Consider the following 17,133-nt stretch of genomic DNA (forward strand, 5'->3'; position numbering starts at 1 on the left):
CGTTCACTCTTGGGTACGACCTCGGGCACGAACGCATCCCCCTCGTCTCGGCCATGGCGGAGCAACCCCCTGCCTGGTGGTGCCACCACCAGCACAACTTGCCGCTCCCCACGGCTATTCCGGTGCCCGCAGGCTCTTGCCCATGGCGATCGACACCACAAGCCCCGTCCCCGACGCGCTCGACACCCCCCGGTTGTCGACGCGCGACAAGCTCGTCCTGTTCGTCCTGTGCGCCGCCCAGTTCATGGTCGCGCTGGACTTCTCCGTCCTGAACGTCGCCCTGCCCGTCCTCGGCGCCGACCTCGGCATGAGCCCGTCCGCCCTCCAGTGGGCGGTCACCGCGTTCGCGCTCCCCTCCGGCGGCTTCCTGCTCCTGTTCGGCCGCGTCGGCGACCTGTACGGCCGCCGCAAGCTGTTCCTCACCGGCCTGGCCCTCTTCGGCGCCGCCTCAGTGCTCGCGACCTTCGCCTGGGACCCGGCGTCCTTCCTCGCCGGACGCGCCCTCCAAGGACTCGGCGCGGCGGCCATCGTGCCGACCGGCATGTCCCTGCTGACCACGACCTTCCCGGAGGGCCCCGCCCGCGACCGCGCCCTGGGCATCTCCGGCACCCTGCTCTCGCTCGGCTTCACCGTCGGCATGGTGGCCGGCGGCACCCTCACCGACACCCTCGGCTGGCGCTCCACGATGGGCCTGCTCTCCCTGTTCGCCCTGATCGTGCTCCCGCTGGCCCCCGCCCTGCTCCCGGAGTCCCGCACCCCGGACCGCCCGCGCCTGGACGTGCCCGGCGCGATCACGGTCACCGGCGGTCTGCTCTCCCTGATCTACGCCCTGTCGACCGCCGCCGACCACGGTTTCGCCCGCGCGGACGTCATCACCGCGCTGATCGCGGGCGTCCTGCTGCTGGCCGCGTTCGTCACGGTCGAGTCCCGCTCCGAAGCGCCCCTCGTCTCCCTGCCCATGCTGCGCCGCCGCACGGTGGCGTGGGGCAACATCGGCGGTCTGGTCACCTTCTCGATGATGTCGACGGTCGTCTTCGCGCTGACCCTCTACCTCCAGGAGGTCCTGCACCTGTCCGCCTTCGAGACCGGCCTGGTCTTCGGCGTCCAGGGCGTCCTGTCGGCGGTGGCCGGCACCTACGCCGCGAGGGTCATCGGCCGCTTCGGCCCGCGCCGCACGCTGGTCGGCTCGCTCGCCGGCCAGGGCGCCCTGACCGCCGCCCTGCTGGGCCTGGACACCGCGAGCTGGTCGGTCTGGCTCGCCACGGCCGCCGTCTCCCTGGCCAGCATGTGCCACCTGGGCGCCATCATCTCGTACGGAGTCACGGTCACCTCCGGCGTCCCGGACGCGGAACAGGGCCTGGCCACCGGCCTGGTCACCTCCACCCAGCAGGTCGGCATCACCGTGGGCATCCCCCTGCTGGGCGTCCTCGCCACCACCTCCAACGACCTGATGTCCGGCGTCCACACGGTCCTCGCCCTGGACACGGTCATCGTGCTGGCGGCGGCGGTGCTGGTCGCGGTGGGGCTGCGGACGCGCTCAGGGGCGGTCGAGGCGGAGCCGCTCGGCGCGCGGTAGACCGGCCACCACCAGGTCGTACGAGTCCTCGACGAGCTCCCGGACCAGACGGTCCGGGAGTTCGCCGTCGACGGTCACGGTGTTCCAGTGGCGCTTGTTCATGTGGTACCCGGGCACGATCAGCCCGGGATGGTCGGCGCGCAGCCGGATCGCGTCCTCCGGGTCGCATTTGAGGTTGACGGTCAGGGGCCGCGCCTCCAGCGTGGTCAGGGCGAAGAGCTTGCCGAGCACCTTGAAGACGGAGACCTCCGGCCGGAAGGGGAAGTCCTCCACGGTCTCGTTGAAGGACAGACAGAGGGCGCGCAGCTCCTGGGGGGTCACTCGGACTCCTTCTCCTCCACGGCCGGTTCGAGGACGCTCACCGGCTCCACAAGAACCGTCACGATCTTGTTCCGGCGCCCGGCGGCGGCCTCCGCGGTCAGACGCAGGTCGCGCCCGTCCGGGAGCTCGACGACCGCGGACGCCCCGGCGATGGGGACGCGGCCCAGCGCCTTCGCCAGCAGACCCCCGACGGTCTCCACGTCCTCGTCGTCGTACTCGTCGAGCCCGTACAGCTCGCCGAGATCGGTGATGTCGAGGCGGGCGGTGACCCGGTGACGGTCGTCGCCGAGGTCCTCCACCGGCGGCAGTTCACGGTCGTACTCGTCGGTGATCTCGCCGACGATCTCCTCGAGGATGTCCTCGATGGTGACGATGCCGGCGGTGCCGCCGTACTCGTCGATGGCCACGGCGACGTGGTTGCGGTCCTGCTGCATCTCACGCAGCAGGTCGCCGGCGTTCTTGGTGTCGGGCACGAAGACGGCGGGCCGCATGGCCGTGGACACCAGCTCGCTCTCCGCGTCCCGGCTGATGTGCGTCTTGCGGACCAGGTCCTTCAGATACACGATCCCGACGATGTCGTCCTCGCTCTCCCCGGACACGGGAATGCGCGAGAAGCCCGAGCGCAGCGCGAGGGTCAGCGCCTGCCGGATCGTCTTGTAGCGCTCGATGACCACGAGGTCGGTGCGCGGCACCATGACCTCCCGCACGAGCGTGTCGCCCAGTTCGAAGACCGAGTGCACCATGCGGCGCTCCTCGTCCTCGATCAGGGACTCCTTCTCGGCGAGGTCGACCAGCGCGCGCAGCTCCGCCTCGGAGGCGAACGGGCCGCGGCGGAAGCCCTTGCCGGGGGTGAGCGCGTTGCCGATGAGAATCAGCAACGACGGGATGGGGCCCATGATCCGGGCCAGCGGCAGCAGGACGTACGCGGCCGCGGTCGCCGTGTTGAGGGGATGCTGGCGTCCGATGGTCCGCGGGGACACGCCCACCGCGACGTACGACACCAGGACCATGACGCCGATCGCGACCAGCAGGGCGCGGGTGGTGCCCGGGAACTGCTGGAGACAGGCGTAGGTGACCAGGGCCGCCGCCGCCATCTCGCAGGCGACACGCACCAGCAGGGCCACGTTGAGGTAGCGGGTCGGGTCGGCGGCGATCTGCGCGAGCTTGGCGCTGCCCCGGCGGCCGTTCCGTACGGCTTCCTCGGCGCGGAAGCTGGAGACGCGCGCGAGGCCCGCCTCCGCGCAGGCGGCGAGCCAGGCGACGACGACCAGGGCGATCGCCCCGGAGACGAGGGACAGGCTCATGAGACGGTCGGCGCGGGGGACGGACCGGTGAGCCCCTTCTCCTGCCGCCATCCGTCCACGATGGCCGCCTGGAGGCCGAACATCTCGGCCTTCTCGTCCGGCTCCTCGTGGTCGTAGCCGAGCAGGTGCAGCACGCCGTGGACGGTGAGGAGCTGGAGCTCCTCGTCCATGGAGTGCTGCGTCTCGGCCTCCTCGCCCTGCTTCTTGGCGACCTCGGGGCAGAGCACGATGTCGCCGAGGAGGCCCTGCGGGGGCTCGTCGTCGTCCTTGCTGGGCGGCCTGAGCTCGTCCATGGGGAACGACATGACGTCGGTGGGCCCCGGCAGGTCCATCCACTGGATGTGCAGCTGCTCCATGGCGTTCTCGTCCACGACGATCACCGAGAGCTCGGAGAGCGGGTGGATGCGCATCCGCGCGAGGGCGTAACGGGCGATGTCGAGGATCGCCTGCTCGTCGACCTCGGTTCCGGACTCGTTGTTGACGTCGATCGACATGGTGCTGGCTTGTCTACTTCCGCTTGTTCCGGCCGCCCTTGTGGGTGCCGTTCTCCGTACCGTTCTCGGTGTCGTACTTCTCGTACGCGTCGACGATACGGCCGACCAGCTTGTGCCGTACGACGTCCTGGGACGACAGACGGGAGAAGTGCACGTCCTCCACACCCTCCAGGATGTCCTGCACCTGCCGCAGCCCGGACTTGGTGCCGTTGGGCAGGTCGACCTGCGTCACGTCACCGGTGATCACGATCTTCGAGTCGAAGCCGAGCCGGGTGAGGAACATCTTCATCTGCTCGGGGGAGGTGTTCTGGGCCTCGTCGAGAATGATGAAGGCGTCGTTGAGCGTACGGCCGCGCATGTACGCCAGCGGCGCGACCTCGATCACCCCGGAGGCCATCAGCTTCGGGATCGAGTCCGGGTCCAGCATGTCGTGCAGGGCGTCGTACAGCGGGCGCAGGTAGGGGTCGATCTTCTCGTAGAGGGTGCCGGGCAGGAAGCCCAGCCGCTCTCCCGCCTCCACCGCCGGGCGGGTCAGGATGATGCGGTTGACCTGCTTGGCCTGGAGGGCCTGCACCGCCTTGGCCATGGCGAGGTAGGTCTTGCCGGTACCGGCGGGGCCGATGCCGAAGACGATCGTGTGCTTGTCGATCGCGTCGACGTACCGCTTCTGGTTGAGGGTCTTGGGGCGGATGGTGCGGCCGCGCGAGGACAGGATGTTCTGTGTGAGCACCTCGGCCGGGGTCTCCTGGCCGTCGCTCGTCCCGTTCTCGCTCGCTCGCAGCATGGCGATCGAGCGTTCCACTGCGTCCTCCGTCATCGGCTGTCCGGTGCGGAGCACCAGCATCATCTCGTCGAACAGGCGCTGGACCAGGGCGACGTCCGCCGCCGCGCCGGTCGCGCTGATCTCATTGCCCCGGACATGGATGTCGGCCGCCGGGAAGGCCTTCTCGATCACGCGCAGCAGCGAGTCGCCGGACCCCAGGACCGAGACCATGGGGTGCTGGGCGGGGACGGTGAACTGTGCTCTCGCCTGCCCCTGCGCGGGGCTGTGACCTGTGGGTGTCTGAGTCATGGGCCGGCGCTCAACGCCTGCGGTTCCTCCTCGTCACGGCCGCACCTCCGGAGGCGGCCTCGCGGGTTCAAGGGTACGACGGTGCACTGACAACGCCGTAGGGCTTTTCGAGGACGAGGGCGCCCTGGGTGCAGCGGTGAGCCCTGCATGCTCCCCCCGCCCCCTGGGGAGAATGCGCTCGCTACCACGTGTGTTCGAAGACCTCGGCGGCGTCGGTGGTCACGGAGTCCGTACGGAGAAAGCAGGAAGACCGTGCTGTTGCGTCTGCCCACCTCCCTGCCCGAGGCACAGGAGTGCCTGTCCGACGGGGCGATACCCGTCGGCGGTGCCACGCTCGTGTGGGCCGCCTGGCAGCGCGACGGCTTCCCCGAGCAGGCCGTTTCGCTGCGCGAGGTGCCGGAGGCGAACGTCCTCGGGGCCGGGGAGGTCGGGGCGGCGGTCCTGCTGCACCGGATCGACGCACGGGTGCCGGAGGTGCTGCACCGGGCCGCGGCCGGCATCGGCACCGGGGCCGTGCGCCGCACCGCCACGGTCGGTGGGAACGTCGTCGGCAGCACCCTGCGCTGTCTGCTGCCCGCGGCCCTCGTCCTGGGCGCCCGCGCGCGGGTGCTGGCGACGGAGGGGCCGTTCGAGACGGACCTCTCCGAGCTGCTCGCCAAGAAGCCGCTGCTGCTGAGCCTGCACTGGGACGACCCGCTGGTCAGCGGCTACCGCAAGGTGGCCGGGGCCCCGGGCGGCCCACCGCCCCTGGTCGTCGCCACGGCCGTGCACGCCGGCGAGCGCCCCGTCCTGCGGGTCGCCGTCCGCGACGGCTACGACTTCCTGAGCGAGCGCGTGTCCTGCGAGGCGGGCGCGGACGGCGTGCTCGACGCCCTGCGCGGCACGGCGATCGGGGCGCTGCCCGCCGAGGCCGGCGAGGTGGTCCGGGAGCAGGTGCTGTCGACGCTGGAGCGGGCCGCGGACGGCTGACGTCAGGTCGATCTGCCGAAGCCGATCGTCGGTACCGCGCGCCGCAGTGGCCAGCCCGGGGCCGTCTCCTCCGGGACCAGGTCCGCGAGGAAGGCGTACCGGCGCAGCGCGGCCGGGTCCTGGGAGGCGACGGAGTGGACCTTGCGCCACCAGGCGCCGATCTCCGACCAGCCCGGCGCGGACAGGGAGCCGCCGAACTCCTGGACGGAGAGGGCTGCGGTCAGGCCGGCGAAGGCCAGCCGGTCGGCGAGCGGCCAGCCCGCGAGGGTGCCGGTGACGAAGCCGGCCACGAAGACGTCCCCGGCGCCGGTCGGGTCGAGCGCCTCGACCTCGATCGCCGGGACCTCGGCGGCCTCGCCGGTGCGCCGGTCCACGGCGTACGCGCCCTCCGCGCCGAGGGTGACCACGGCGAGCGGCACGTGCTCGGTGAGCGCGTGGGCGGCCTCGCGGGGGCAGGAGGCGCCGGTGTAGCGCATCGCCTCCTCCGCGTTCGGCAGGAAGGCCTCGCAGTGTTCCAGGTCGGCGAGGCCCGCCAGGTCCCAGGCGCCGGTCTCGTCCCAGCCGACGTCGGCGAAGACGCAGGTGCCCTCGCGGGCCGCCTGGGCGATCCAGGGGGCGCGCTTGCCCGGTTCCAGCGAGGCCACGGCCGCACGCGCGCGTGGGGGGCAGTCCGGCGCGGGCTCCTCGGGGGGCGGCTCGTGGCCGTGGGAGACCATGGTGCGCTCGCCCTCGTACGCCATGGACACGGTGACCGGTGAGTGCCAGCCCGGGACTCGCCGCGAGGGGGAGAGGTCGATGCCCTCGCCCTGTTCCAGGGCGTCCCAGCAGTACTCGCCGTAGTGGTCGTCGCCGAAGGCCGCGGCCAGCGAGGTACGCAGCCCGAGCCGGGCCAGGGCGGTCGCCATGTTCGCCACGCCGCCGGGGCTCGACCCCATCCCGCGTGCCCAGGACTCGGTCCCGCGCACCGGGGCGGAGCCGAGCCCGGTGAAGATGATGTCGAGGAAGACGGTGCCGGTGAGGTAGACGTCCCAGGGCGGATCGTCGGGTGCGCGCACGGCGGCCAGAGGATCGACCTGGGCCTGACACTGCCCGGTTTTCCCGTTGGACGCGATCACGGTGAACTCCCTGCGGTGGTGCCGATCAAGCCAGTCTGCACCACACCACCGACAACGAACCGCCCCTCACCCCCGACCCGCCCACCCGTCGGCCCATCCGGGCAGCATCCCCTGAGGACGGGACGGGCAGGGGCGGTGGGGGCGAGAAAGGATCCCCCTACCAGCGAGGCACAGTCGGCGTGACCCACCCCGGCTCGGCGACCCGCATGGCCGCCGCGTCGTCCCGCTCCCGCAGCGCACCGTCGTCATCCAGCCACCGCCGATGCAGGAACTCCACCTTCTCCCGGTCGAGTTCGACACCGAGCCCGGGCGCGTCGGAGACCCGCACGGACCCTTCCTCGAAGACCAGCCGCTCGGTCAGCACGTCCTCCGACTGCCACGGATAGTGCGAGTCGCACGCGTGGTGAAGATTCGGCACCGTGGACGCCACGTGCGTCATCGCGGCCAGCGAGATGCCCAGGTGCGTGTTGGAGTGCATGGACACCCCCACCCCGAAGGTCCGGCAGATCGCGGCGAGTTGCTGGGTGTTCCGCAGCCCGCCCCAGTAGTGGTGGTCCGAGAGCACCACCTGGACGGCGTCCAGGGCGAACGCCTCCTTGATCTCCGCGAAGGTCGTCACGCACATGTTGGTGGCGAGCGGGACATCGGTCCCGGCGGACACCTCCGCCATGGCCGCGGTCCCCAGCGCGGGGTCCTCCAGGTACTCCAGGACGTCCCCGAGCTCCCGAGCCACCCTCAGCGACGTCGCCACGCTCCAGGCCCCGTTGGGGTCGAGCCGCAGGGGATGTCCGGGGAACGCCTCGGCGAGAGCCCTGACCGCCGCGATCTCCTCGTCCGGCGGAAAGACCCCGCCCTTGAGCTTGAAGGACGTGAAGCCGTACCGCTCCGTGAAGAGCCGGGCCTGCTCCACGACCCCCGCGGGGTCGACGGCCGCCCCCCAGTCGTCCTTCTCGGCGGCGACGCCCTCGGGATGGGAGGCCCACTTGTAGAACAGGTACGCGCTGTACTCGACCGCGTCCCGCACCTTGCCGCCGAGCAGCGCGTGCACCGGCAGACCGAGCGCCTTGCCGAGCGCGTCGAGACAGGCCACCTCGAACCCGGAGACGACGGACAGCCGCAGCTTGTCGGCGGTCTGGACGCCCCGCAGCCCGCCGACGTCGACCTGCCCCGAGACCCGGGAGGAGTCGACCGCCACCTGGTCGGCGACGGTGAACAGCCCGTTCAGGTCCCCGACCTGCCGCCCGGTCAGCTTCGCGGCGAACGGCCGGGCCAGCTCCAGGTACTTGGTGTCCCCGTAGGTCTCCCCGACCCCCACGACCCCGTCCGCGGTCTCGACCTCGACGATCAGCCGGGGCGTGTACGGCTGGTGCACGCCCTGCGTGTTCAGCAGCGGCGGATCGGCGACCAGGATGGGCGTGAGCCGGACGTCGGTGATCGTGAGGTTCACAGCGCGGCTCCCACGAGGTCCAGGCCGGTGGTCAGTAGTCGGCGGAGGTCCGCCAGATCGGCGTCCGACGGATCGGTGAGCGGCGCGCGCACGGGCCCGACCGGACGCCCCCGCAGCCGTGCCGCCGCCTTCACCAGTGACACCGCGTATCCGGGCACGCGGTCCCGGAGCTCGACGAGCGGGACGTAGAAGTCGCGCAGCAGTTTCTCGACCGTGCCCTCGCCCTCGTCGCCGGCGCGCAGGGCGCCGAAGAAGGCGTCGGCGATCTCGGGGGCGAAGGCGTGGACGGCCGAGGAGTAGGCGGGGACGCCGACGGTGGCGTAGGCGCGGGCCTGGATCTCGGCCGTGGAGGCGCCGTTGAAGAACAGGAAGTCCTCGGGGGCGGCGAGGGTGAGGCGCTGGAGCCGGTCGAGGTCGCTGTGCCCGTCCTTGAGCCCGATGACCCCGGGGATCTCGGTGATCCGCCTGAACGCGTCGAGTCCGAAGGCGACTTGACCGCGCTGGTAGGCGATGAGCGGCAGCCGGGTGCGGGCCGCGATCTGCTCCAGCTGCGCGACCAGGCCGTCCTGCGGGGCGGCGACCAGGTAGTGCGGCAGGACGAGCAGCGCGTCCGCGCCGGCCTCCTCGGCGATCCGGGCGAAGCGGACGGCCTGCGCCCAGCCGTACCCGGTCCCGGCGACGACGGGCACGCGTCCGGCGGCCTCCTCGACCGCGATGGTGACGACCTGGCGGTACTCGTCCTCGTCCAGCGAGAAGAACTCGCCGGTGCCGCAGGCCGGGAAGAGCGCGCCCGGCTCCCGCCCCAGCTGCGCGGCCACGTGCGCGCGGAAGCCGTCCGGGTCGAGGGTGCCGTCGTCGTGGAAGCTCGTGAGCGGGAACGACAGCACGCCGCGTGCCATGCCGTCCCGCAGTCGTCGGGCTGTGTCCGGGTCGAGGGTCACCCTCGCTCATCTCCCCATGTAGATGTCATCCACGTATGAGAATGGAGATTAGATAGGCGAACTGTTCTCGTCAATGGGTCGGTATCAGGTTTGGTGGGCCGATTACGATCGGCCCATGTCAGAGACAGGTGGCGTCCGCGAGGTGAAGTCGGCGGCCCGCACGGTCGAGCTCCTCGAACTGCTGGCCGCGCGCGGCGACCGCCCGGCACGGCTCCAGGAGCTCGCGGACGCCCTGGGCGTGCCGCGCAGTTCGATGTACGCGCTGCTCCAGACCCTGATCTCGCGCGGCTGGGTCCGCACCGACATCACCGGCTCGCTCTACGGCATCGGCATCCACGCCCTGCTCACCGGCACCAGCTACCTGGACTCCGACCCGCGCGTGCGGGTCGTCCGGCCGTATCTCGACGAGGCGTCCCAGGCGCTGGGCGAGACCATCCACATGGGGCGGCTCGACGGCCGGGACGTGGCCTACCTGGCGACGCGCGAGTCGCACGAGTACCTGCGGACCATCAGCAGGGTCGGCCGCCGGCTGCCCGCGCACGCCGGCGCACTGGGCAAGGCGCTGCTCGCCGAGTGGCCCGACGAAAGGCTCCCCGAGGGGCCGTACGAGGCACTGACCCCCAACTCCCACACCACGCGCGACGCCCTGCTGGCGGACCTCGCGCAGGTGCGCGCCCGCGGCTACTCGGTCGACCGCGAGGAGGGCGTGCTCGGCATCGTCGGCTTCGGCTTCGCCCTGCGCTACGACTCCCCCGCCCAGGACGCCGTCAGCTGCTCGGTCCCGGTGGCCCGTCTGACGCCGGACCACGAACAGCAGATCATCGCGGTGATGCGCGAGATCAGGAGCAAGATCGAGGCGACGGCACCGGGCGCGGGGGGCGCCCCGCACTGGCGTTAGGCGCACCAAAAGGGCGTACTTCTACCCGCCACTCCCCACTCCAAACGGAACGTGATCCAGATCACGCCACCCGGGCTGTTTCCGCAACCGCGTGCTTGATACAAATTCTTCGCGCGTTCCTGTCCGTCGACGGCTTGCGCCCAACCCCCTTTTCGAGCCGCTTCTTTCGCATGCCCTGGGAACGCCCGTGTCCGCCCGTCGCTCCACCCTGCCCTGGCCCCTGATCGCCCTGTTCACGGCCGGGTACCTCGCCCCCTACCTCCTGCCGACCACCGTCGGCAGACTCGACTCCGGGCTCGCGCTCACCGCCACCGAGGCGGGTGCCGTCGGCAGCGCGCTGCTGCTGAGTTCGGCGGCAGCGGGCTTCCTGCTCGCCTCACGCGTCGACCGCGTCGGCGCCCGCACCCTCGCCCGCGTGGGCCTCACCCTCGCCGTCCTCGGCTACGGCGGCGCCGCCCTCGCCCACCCCGTCTGGGCCGTCGTCGCGGGAGCCCTGATCGGCGGCTTCGGATCCGGCACGTCGACGGCGGTGGCCGCCACCGGCATCGCCGCCCAGCCGGACCCGCACCGCGCCACCACGGTCGGCCTGCTCGGCGTCTCCGCTCTCGCCGGTGCCGTCTACCTGACCGTCCCCCACCTGGGCCCCGGCCACGGCCAGCCCCTCGCCGCGATCGCCCTCACCGCGCTGGCGGTCTGGCCCCTGACGAGCCGCCTCCCCCTGCGCACGGCCCCCGCACCCAGCCGGGACACCCGCGCCCCGCTCCCCCACCTCCGCGCCGGCCTCCTCCTCGCCGCGACCCTCCCCTGCTGGTCCCTCGCCCAGAACGCCCTCTGGGGCGTCAGCGGCCGCATCGGCCTCACCCAGGCCCACCTCTCCGAGGCGACGGTCGGCGCGGTCTTCGCGATCGCGCTGGGCGCGGGCCTGCTGGGCGTCGTCGGCGCGGGCGCCCTCGGCCCCCGGCTGGGCGTCGCGCTCCCCATCGGCGGCGGCACCGTCCTCATCGCCGCCTGCATCACCCTCAGCGCCTCGGCGACCGACCTGACGTCCTTCGCGACCGGCGAGATCGCGTGGAACACGCTCTACCCGATCGTCCTGTCGTACGTCATCGGCCTGGCCGCCTCCCTGGACCCGCGCGGCCGCTGGGCGGTACTGGTCGGCTCGGCATCGTCACTGGGCACGGCGGCGGGCCCGTTGACCGGCAGCCTCCTCGCCTCCCAGGCCGGCTTCCCGGCGATGGGCACGGTCCTGGCGGCGGGCCTGCTGCTGATCGCGGTCCCGATGACAGCGGTGGCGCTGGGCGCGGGACGGCGGACCTTGCCGGTCGTGGAGATCCAGGTGGACACCCAGGTGTACGACAAAGCAACGGCCGCTTAAGGGTTGTTAGGGGCGCGGGGCTGTGTCGATTTGCGGCTCCGCCGCGTGGGCGCGACCAGCCCCCACCGGCCCGCACCCGACAACGCACCTCAGAACTCGTAAGCCTCAACTTCCGCAAGATACCGAGCCCGCAGCCCCTCATCATGCTCAAGAAAGGACGCAAGGAACGAGTTCCGGGCAAGCTCCCGCAACCGCTCCTCACCCAGGCCCAGCGCCAACCGCACCGCGTCGAAGTTGTCCCCCGCGTACCCCCCGAAGTACGCGGGGTCGTCGGAGTTCACCGTGCACATCAGCCCCGCGTCCAGCATCGCCGGCAACGGATGATCCCCCAGCACATCAACCGTACGAAGCCGCACGTTGGACAGCGGGCACAGAGTCAACGGCACCCGATCCCGCACCAGACGAGCCACCAGCTCCGGCGACTCCACACACCGCAACCCGTGGTCGATACGCTCCACCCCCAGCACGTCCAGCGCCTCGACGATGTACTCCGGCGGCCCCTCCTCCCCGGCATGCGCCACCCGCCGCAGCCCCAGCGCGGCGGCGGCCTCGTACACCTCGCGGAACTTCACCGGCGGGTGTCCCACCTCGGCGGAGTCGAGCCCGACCCCGACGATCCGGTCGAGATACGGCTTCGCGGCCTCCAGCGTCTCGAGGGCCGACTCGGCGGACTCGTCCCGCAGGAAGCACATGATCAGCTGCGTGGAGACGCCGTGGTTCTCCGCACTCCTGCCCAGCGCCCGCCACAGCCCCTCGACGACCGCCCCCATCCCCACGCCTCGCGCGATGTGCGCCTGCGGGTCGAAGAAGATCTCCGCGTGCCGCACCCCCTGTGCGGCGGCCCGGGCGAGATAGGCGTTCGCCAGGTCCTCGAAGTCCCGCTCGGTGCGCAGGACGGCCATGAGTTCGTAGTACAGGTTCAGAAAGGACTGGAGGTCCTCGAAGTCGTACGCCTTGCGGAGCTCGTCCGTGGAGGCGTACGGCAGCTCGACGCCGTTGCGCGCGGCCAGCTCGAACGCCAGCTCCGGCTCCAGGGTGCCTTCGATGTGCAGGTGCAGTTCAGCTTTGGGGAGGGACATCAAAGCATCGTACGGCCGCTTTACCGCCGTTTCGGAACCGGGACCCGCATCAGGTCGTGGGCCACCGTCAGCTCGCTCTCGTACCCGGCCGCCCGCGCCTGCCGTTCGAACTCCTCCGGTTCGGAGTAGCGCTGGCTGAAGTGCGTGAGCACGAGATGCCGTACGCCCGCGTCGCGGGCGACGGCCGCGGCCTGACCGGCGGTCAGGTGGCCGTGTTCCACGGCGAGTCGCTCGTCCTCGTCGAGGAAGGTCGACTCGATGACGAGCAGGTCGCAGCCGTCCGCGAGGGCGTGGACGGCGTCGCAGAGGCGGGTGTCCATGACGAACGCGAACCGCTGGCCCCGGCGGACCTCGCTGACGTCGTCGAGGGATACGCCGTTCAGGGAGCCTTCTGCCTGGAGCCGTCCGACGTCGGGCCCCTTGATGCCGTGCGCGGCGAGGCGGTCGGGGAGTATGCGGCGGCCGTCGGGTTCGGTGAGGCGGTAGCCGTAGGACTCGACGGGGTGCGACAGCTTGCGGGCCTCCAGGGTGTATCCGCCGGTCCGCGCGAGGACCCCGTCCGCCGCGACCGGTGCCTCGGTGAGCCGGACCGTCTCCCGGTACGCCGTCGCGTACCGCAGCCGGTCGAAGAAGCGCTGCCCCGACTTCGGGTAGTGGGCGGTGACCTCGTGCGGGACCCGGTCGAGGTTGATGCGCTGGATCACGCCCGCGAGGCCCAGGGAGTGGTCGCCGTGGAAGTGGGTGACACAGATCCGGTTGAGGTCGTGGGCGGCGACCCCGGCGCGCAGCATCTGGCGCTGGGTGCCCTCGCCGGGGTCGAAGAGGATGCCCTCGCCGTCCCAGCGCAGCAGGTAGCCGTTGTGGTTGCGGTGCCTGGTGGGGACCTGGCTGGCGGTGCCGAGGACGACCAACTCACGTACGGACACGGGGAGTTACCCGGGGGGCCACTGGAGGCCGCGGCCGCCGATCACATGGGCGTGGACGTGCCAGACGGTCTGGCCGGCGCCGGAGCCGGTGTTGAAGACGGTGCGGTAGCTCTCCAGCTTCTCCTGTTCGGCGACGGCCTGGGTGGCCTGGAGGACGTCCGCGGCAAGGTGCGGTGCCGCGGTGGCGAGGGCGGCGGCGTTCTCGTAGTGCGCCTTGGGGATCACGAGGACGTGGGTGGGGGCCTGGGGGTTGATGTCCCGGAAGGCGACGGTCGTCTCCGACTCCCGGACGATCGTCGCCGGGATCTGGCCCGCCACGATCTTGCAGAACAGGCAGTCGTCCTGGGGTTCCCCTGGCATGTGGTTCCTTCCGTCGAGGTCCTGAGGCATCTTAACGAGGCAGGGTCGGCGGAAGCTTCGCCGGAGCGCTCTCCAAGGTCTCCAGCGCGATCCGCACGGCCTCGTCCAGCTGGGTGTCCCTGCCCGCCGCGTAGTCCTGCGGTCGCTGTACGACCTCCACGTCCGGGTCGACCCCGTGGTTCTCGACGCCCCACTCGTACCCCTCCAGCCAGAAGGCGTACTTCGGCTGGGTGATCAGCGTGCCGTCGACCAGCCGGTACCGGCTGTCGATGCCGATGACCCCGCCCCACGTGCGGGTGCCGACGACCGGGCCGATGCCCAGCGCCTTGATCGCCGCGTTGACGATGTCACCGTCCGAGCCCGAGAACTCGTTGGCCACGGCGACGACGGGCCCGCGCGGCGCGTCCCTCGGATAGCTGTACGCCCGCATTCCGCGCGGCAGCGCCCAGCCGACGATCCGGCGGGCCAGCTTCTCGACGACGAGCTGGGAGGTGTGGCCGCCGCGGTTCTCGCGCACGTCGACCACCAGCCCCTCGCGGGCCACCTCGACCCGCAGATCGCGGTGGATCTGGGCCCAGCCCGGCGCCTGCATGTCGGGGACGTGCAGATACCCGAGCCGGCCGCCGGACTTCTCGTGGACGTAGGCGCGGCGGTCGGCGACCCAGGCGTGGTAGCGCAGGGGCTCCTCGTCGGCGACGGGGACGACCACGGCGTGGCGCAGGTCGCCGCCGCCGGACGGGGAGACGGTGAGCTCGATCGCCTTGCCCGCCGTGCCGACGAGGAGCGGGCCGGGGCCGGTGACCGGGTCGACGGGCCGGCCGCCCACCGCCACGATCGCGTCGCCGGCGCGGACCGCCACGCCGGGTGCGGCGAGCGGGGAGCGGGCGGCGGGGTCGGAGGTCTCGGTCGGCAGGATGCGGTCGATGCGCCACTGTGCCGATCCCTGGGGGCCGTCCGTGTGACGGGAGATGTCGGCACCGAGGAGCCCCTGCCGGGGTCCGTGGCCGTGCCCGCCGCGCGGGGTGACGTAGGCGTGGGAGGTGCCGAGTTCGCCGTGCACCTCCCACAGGAGGTCGACGAGGTCGTCGTGGGTGGCCAGGCGGTCCAGGACAGGGCGGTAGCGGTCGAGGACGCCCTGCCAGTCGACCCCGCTCATGTCGGGCCGCCAGAAGTGGTCCCGCATGATGCGGCCGGTCTCCTCGTACATCTGCCGCCACTCGGCCGAGGGGTCGACGGTCTGCCGGATGCGGCCGAGGTCGACGGAGATGTTGGTGTCGCTGTCGTCGTCGTTCGAGGCACGGCGGTCGCTCGGTACGACCTTCAGGCGGCCGTCGGTCCACAGCAGGACCCGCTTGCCGTCGCCGCTGACGGCGAAGTGGTCGGCGTCGGCGGCGAGGTGTTCGAGGCGCTGCTGGGCGAGGTCGTAGCGCTGGAGGTCGGTCTTGGGGTCGGGGTCGTCCGGGGTGGCCCGGGAGGAGCCGAGGACGCCCTGGACGGGGTGGCGCAGCCACAGGACGCCGTCCTTGGCAGCGCGCAGGTTGGAGTAGCGGCCGGCCTCCACCGGGAACGGAACGATCCGGTCGGCGAGGCCTTCGAGGTCGATACGGGTGGCCGGGGTGCCCTCGCTGTCGGGGGTCTCGTCCTTGTCGGGGGCCTCGAAGGGCCGGCCGTGGCGCTGCGGGCCGAAGGGGGACGGGGTGGTCGCCGCGAGGGTGATCAGGTGCGGGCGGTCGCCGACGACGAAGGCGAGGTCGAAGACGTGCTCGTCGTAGACCGGGTCGAAGGAGCGGTTGGAGAGGAAGGCCAGGTGCTTGCCGTCGAGGGTGAAGGCGGGGACGTAGTCCTGGAAGCGCAGCGGGGTCGCCTCGGTGACCGACAGGTCGGTGGTGTTGGCGAGGCGGAGCTGGCAGAGCGGGTCGGGCCCGGGGTGCGACCAGGCGAGCCAGGCCGAGTCGGGCGAGAAGGTCAGCCCCCGCACGTCGCCGTCCTCACTGCGGTCGACCTCGCGGACCTCGCCGGTCTCCCGCTCGACGAGCAGGACGCGGCCGTCGTGCGAGGCGACGGCGGCCCGCTTGCCGTCCGGGGCCATGGCGAGGCCCAGGACCCGGCCGAGCTGTCCGGCGGCGAGGCGGCGCGGGGTGGAACCGGGGGCGAGTCCGGTGGCGGGCGCGAACTCCAGGGCGTCGTCGCCCTCGGCGTCCGTCACCCACACCACCCACTCCTCGCCCTCCGTGCGGAAGGTGCGCGGCAGGCGGGCCCGGACGCCGGGTTCGGCGGCGAGGGCGCGGGCCGGGCCCGAGCGGTGGGTGACCCAGTGGACGGCGCCGCGCACGGCGACCGCGCTGCCGCGCCCGGTGTGGTCGGGGGCGGCCGAGCCGAACCAGCGGGAGGCGTCCACCGGGAACGGCTGCCGGTCGGCGCGCTGTCCGCCGAGCCGGACCTCCAGGCGGCGCGGTTCGGCGCCGTCGAGGTCGTCGAGGATCCACAGCTCACCGGCCGAGGTGTAGACGATCCGGGTGCCGTCGCCGGAGGCGTGCCGGGCGTAGTAGCCGTCGAGGGGGGTGTGCCGGCGCAGGTCGGAGCCGTCGGCGAGGGAGGAGTAGACGGCTCCGGTGCCCTCGTGGTCGGAGAGGAAGGCGATCCGCTCGCCCGCCCACACGGGGTACTCCAGATTCCCGTCCAGCTCCTCGTGCAGCCGTACGAACTCGCCGTCGCCCTCGCGGTCGATCCACAGCTTGCCCGCCGTGCCGCCCCGGTACCGCTTCCACCAGGCCGCCTCCCGGCCCATGGGTGCGGACAGGAGCACGGTCGCCGGGCCGTGGGCGACATCGCCGACGGGGCCGTACGGCAGGGTGGTGCCGGGCCCGCCGTCGAGCGGGACGGTCTGCGCCCAACTGCGGCGCAGGCTCGCCTGGCCGTGTGTGGTGATCGCGAGGACCTCGCCGTCCGGGGTCCAGCCGCGTACCTGGGTGCGGTTGCTGCCCCAGTGGGTCAGCCTTCTGCCCGGGCCGCCGTCGACCGGGGCGATGTGCACCTCGGGGGCGCCGTCGCGGGTGGAGGTCCAGGCGACGGTGGTGCCGTCGGGGGAGATCCGGGGGTGGGTGACCGGGACGTTGTCCGCGCTGACCCGCCAGGCGCGCCCGCCGTCGAGCGGCGCGAGCCACACGTCGTCCTCGGCGGTGAAGGCCACCAACTCGCCCCGCAGATGCGGAAACCGGAGATATGCAGACGTCGCAGGCTGTGTCACCCGATCACC

15 protein-coding genes are annotated in these 17,133 nt (G+C 72.1%); 4 read left to right on the forward strand and 11 right to left on the reverse strand.

All coding sequences use genetic code 11. From position 1 onward, the window contains the following. Positions 1-142: 142 nt before the first annotated feature. Positions 143-1,576 (forward strand): MFS transporter, encoded by a 1,434-nt coding sequence (locus ABZ098_RS04655; RefSeq protein WP_356587165.1) that lies wholly within the window; start codon positions 143-145, stop codon positions 1,574-1,576. On the opposite strand, the gene ABZ098_RS04660 is transcribed toward ABZ098_RS04655, so the two are convergent. Genes ABZ098_RS04660 through ABZ098_RS04675 form a run of 4 tightly spaced genes read right to left on the reverse strand, consistent with a single transcriptional unit; the run spans position 1,538 to position 4,767 of the window. Continuing rightward, a complete protein-coding gene (locus ABZ098_RS04660) occupies positions 1,538-1,897 on the reverse strand; it encodes an MmcQ/YjbR family DNA-binding protein (protein ID WP_356587167.1) in 360 nt (119 codons plus the stop codon). The genes ABZ098_RS04655 and ABZ098_RS04660 overlap by 39 nt on opposite strands. Continuing rightward, positions 1,894-3,201, reverse strand: a complete 1,308-nt coding sequence (locus ABZ098_RS04665; protein ID WP_356587169.1) for a hemolysin family protein — start codon at positions 3,199-3,201, stop codon at positions 1,894-1,896. The genes ABZ098_RS04660 and ABZ098_RS04665 overlap by 4 nt, the downstream gene beginning before the upstream one ends. Beyond that, the gene (gene ybeY, locus ABZ098_RS04670; RefSeq protein ID WP_356587171.1) at positions 3,198-3,695 is read right to left on the reverse strand and encodes an rRNA maturation RNase YbeY; all 498 of its coding nucleotides are present in this window, start codon (positions 3,693-3,695) and stop codon (positions 3,198-3,200) included. The genes ABZ098_RS04665 and ybeY overlap by 4 nt, the downstream gene beginning before the upstream one ends. A 13-nt stretch (positions 3,696-3,708) precedes the next feature. After that, the gene (locus tag ABZ098_RS04675) at positions 3,709-4,767 is read right to left on the reverse strand and encodes a PhoH family protein (RefSeq protein ID WP_356587173.1); all 1,059 of its coding nucleotides are present in this window, start codon (positions 4,765-4,767) and stop codon (positions 3,709-3,711) included. Positions 4,768-5,019: 252 nt separating this feature from the next. Here ABZ098_RS04675 and ABZ098_RS04680 point away from each other — a divergent pair, with 252 nt between their 5' ends. Continuing rightward, on the forward strand, positions 5,020-5,736 hold the full coding sequence (locus ABZ098_RS04680) for an FAD binding domain-containing protein (RefSeq protein ID WP_356587175.1): 717 nt from the start codon (positions 5,020-5,022) through the stop codon (positions 5,734-5,736). Between the two features lie 2 nt (positions 5,737-5,738). Here ABZ098_RS04680 and ABZ098_RS04685 read toward each other — a convergent pair whose 3' ends face one another. The 3 genes from ABZ098_RS04685 to ABZ098_RS04695 form a co-directional block, all read right to left on the reverse strand. Next, on the reverse strand, positions 5,739-6,851 hold the full coding sequence (locus ABZ098_RS04685; protein WP_356587177.1) for a PfkB family carbohydrate kinase: 1,113 nt from the start codon (positions 6,849-6,851) through the stop codon (positions 5,739-5,741). A 157-nt stretch (positions 6,852-7,008) separates the two neighbouring features. After that, positions 7,009-8,298, reverse strand: a complete 1,290-nt coding sequence (locus tag ABZ098_RS04690) for a glucarate dehydratase family protein (protein WP_356587179.1) — start codon at positions 8,296-8,298, stop codon at positions 7,009-7,011. Next, entirely contained in the window at positions 8,295-9,239 is a 945-nt protein-coding gene (locus ABZ098_RS04695) for a 5-dehydro-4-deoxyglucarate dehydratase (protein ID WP_356587181.1), read from the reverse strand. The genes ABZ098_RS04690 and ABZ098_RS04695 overlap by 4 nt, the downstream gene beginning before the upstream one ends. Before the next feature lie 115 nt (positions 9,240-9,354). Between ABZ098_RS04695 and ABZ098_RS04700 the strand changes: the two genes are divergently transcribed. Both ABZ098_RS04700 and ABZ098_RS04705 read left to right on the forward strand, forming a co-directional pair. Then, positions 9,355-10,137, forward strand: coding sequence for an IclR family transcriptional regulator (locus ABZ098_RS04700; protein WP_356587183.1), 783 nt, complete (start codon positions 9,355-9,357; stop codon positions 10,135-10,137). A 187-nt stretch (positions 10,138-10,324) separates the two neighbouring features. After that, positions 10,325-11,512, forward strand: a complete 1,188-nt coding sequence (locus ABZ098_RS04705) for an MFS transporter (protein WP_356587185.1) — start codon at positions 10,325-10,327, stop codon at positions 11,510-11,512. Positions 11,513-11,601: 89 nt separating this feature from the next. On the opposite strand, the gene ABZ098_RS04710 is transcribed toward ABZ098_RS04705, so the two are convergent. From ABZ098_RS04710 to ABZ098_RS04725, 4 genes are read right to left on the reverse strand one after another with little or no spacing between them, the layout of a single operon-like run. Next, positions 11,602-12,591 carry an adenosine deaminase gene (locus ABZ098_RS04710; protein WP_356587187.1) on the reverse strand — a complete coding sequence of 330 codons (990 nt, stop codon included), beginning with the start codon at positions 12,589-12,591 and terminating at the stop codon, positions 11,602-11,604. 20 nt (positions 12,592-12,611) lie between these two features. After that, the gene (locus ABZ098_RS04715; protein WP_356587189.1) at positions 12,612-13,517 is read right to left on the reverse strand and encodes a ribonuclease Z; all 906 of its coding nucleotides are present in this window, start codon (positions 13,515-13,517) and stop codon (positions 12,612-12,614) included. Positions 13,518-13,523: 6 nt separating this feature from the next. After that, positions 13,524-13,877, reverse strand: a complete 354-nt coding sequence (locus ABZ098_RS04720) for a histidine triad nucleotide-binding protein (RefSeq protein WP_356587191.1) — start codon at positions 13,875-13,877, stop codon at positions 13,524-13,526. A gap of 31 nt (positions 13,878-13,908) precedes the next feature. Further along, positions 13,909-17,124: a S41 family peptidase gene (locus ABZ098_RS04725; RefSeq protein ID WP_356587193.1), complete on the reverse strand. Its 3,216-nt coding sequence runs from the start codon at positions 17,122-17,124 to the stop codon at positions 13,909-13,911. Between the last annotated feature and the right edge of the window lie 9 nt (positions 17,125-17,133).

Source organism: Streptomyces sp. NPDC006335 (genome assembly GCF_040612795.1).
Classification (GTDB): domain Bacteria; phylum Actinomycetota; class Actinomycetes; order Streptomycetales; family Streptomycetaceae; genus Streptomyces.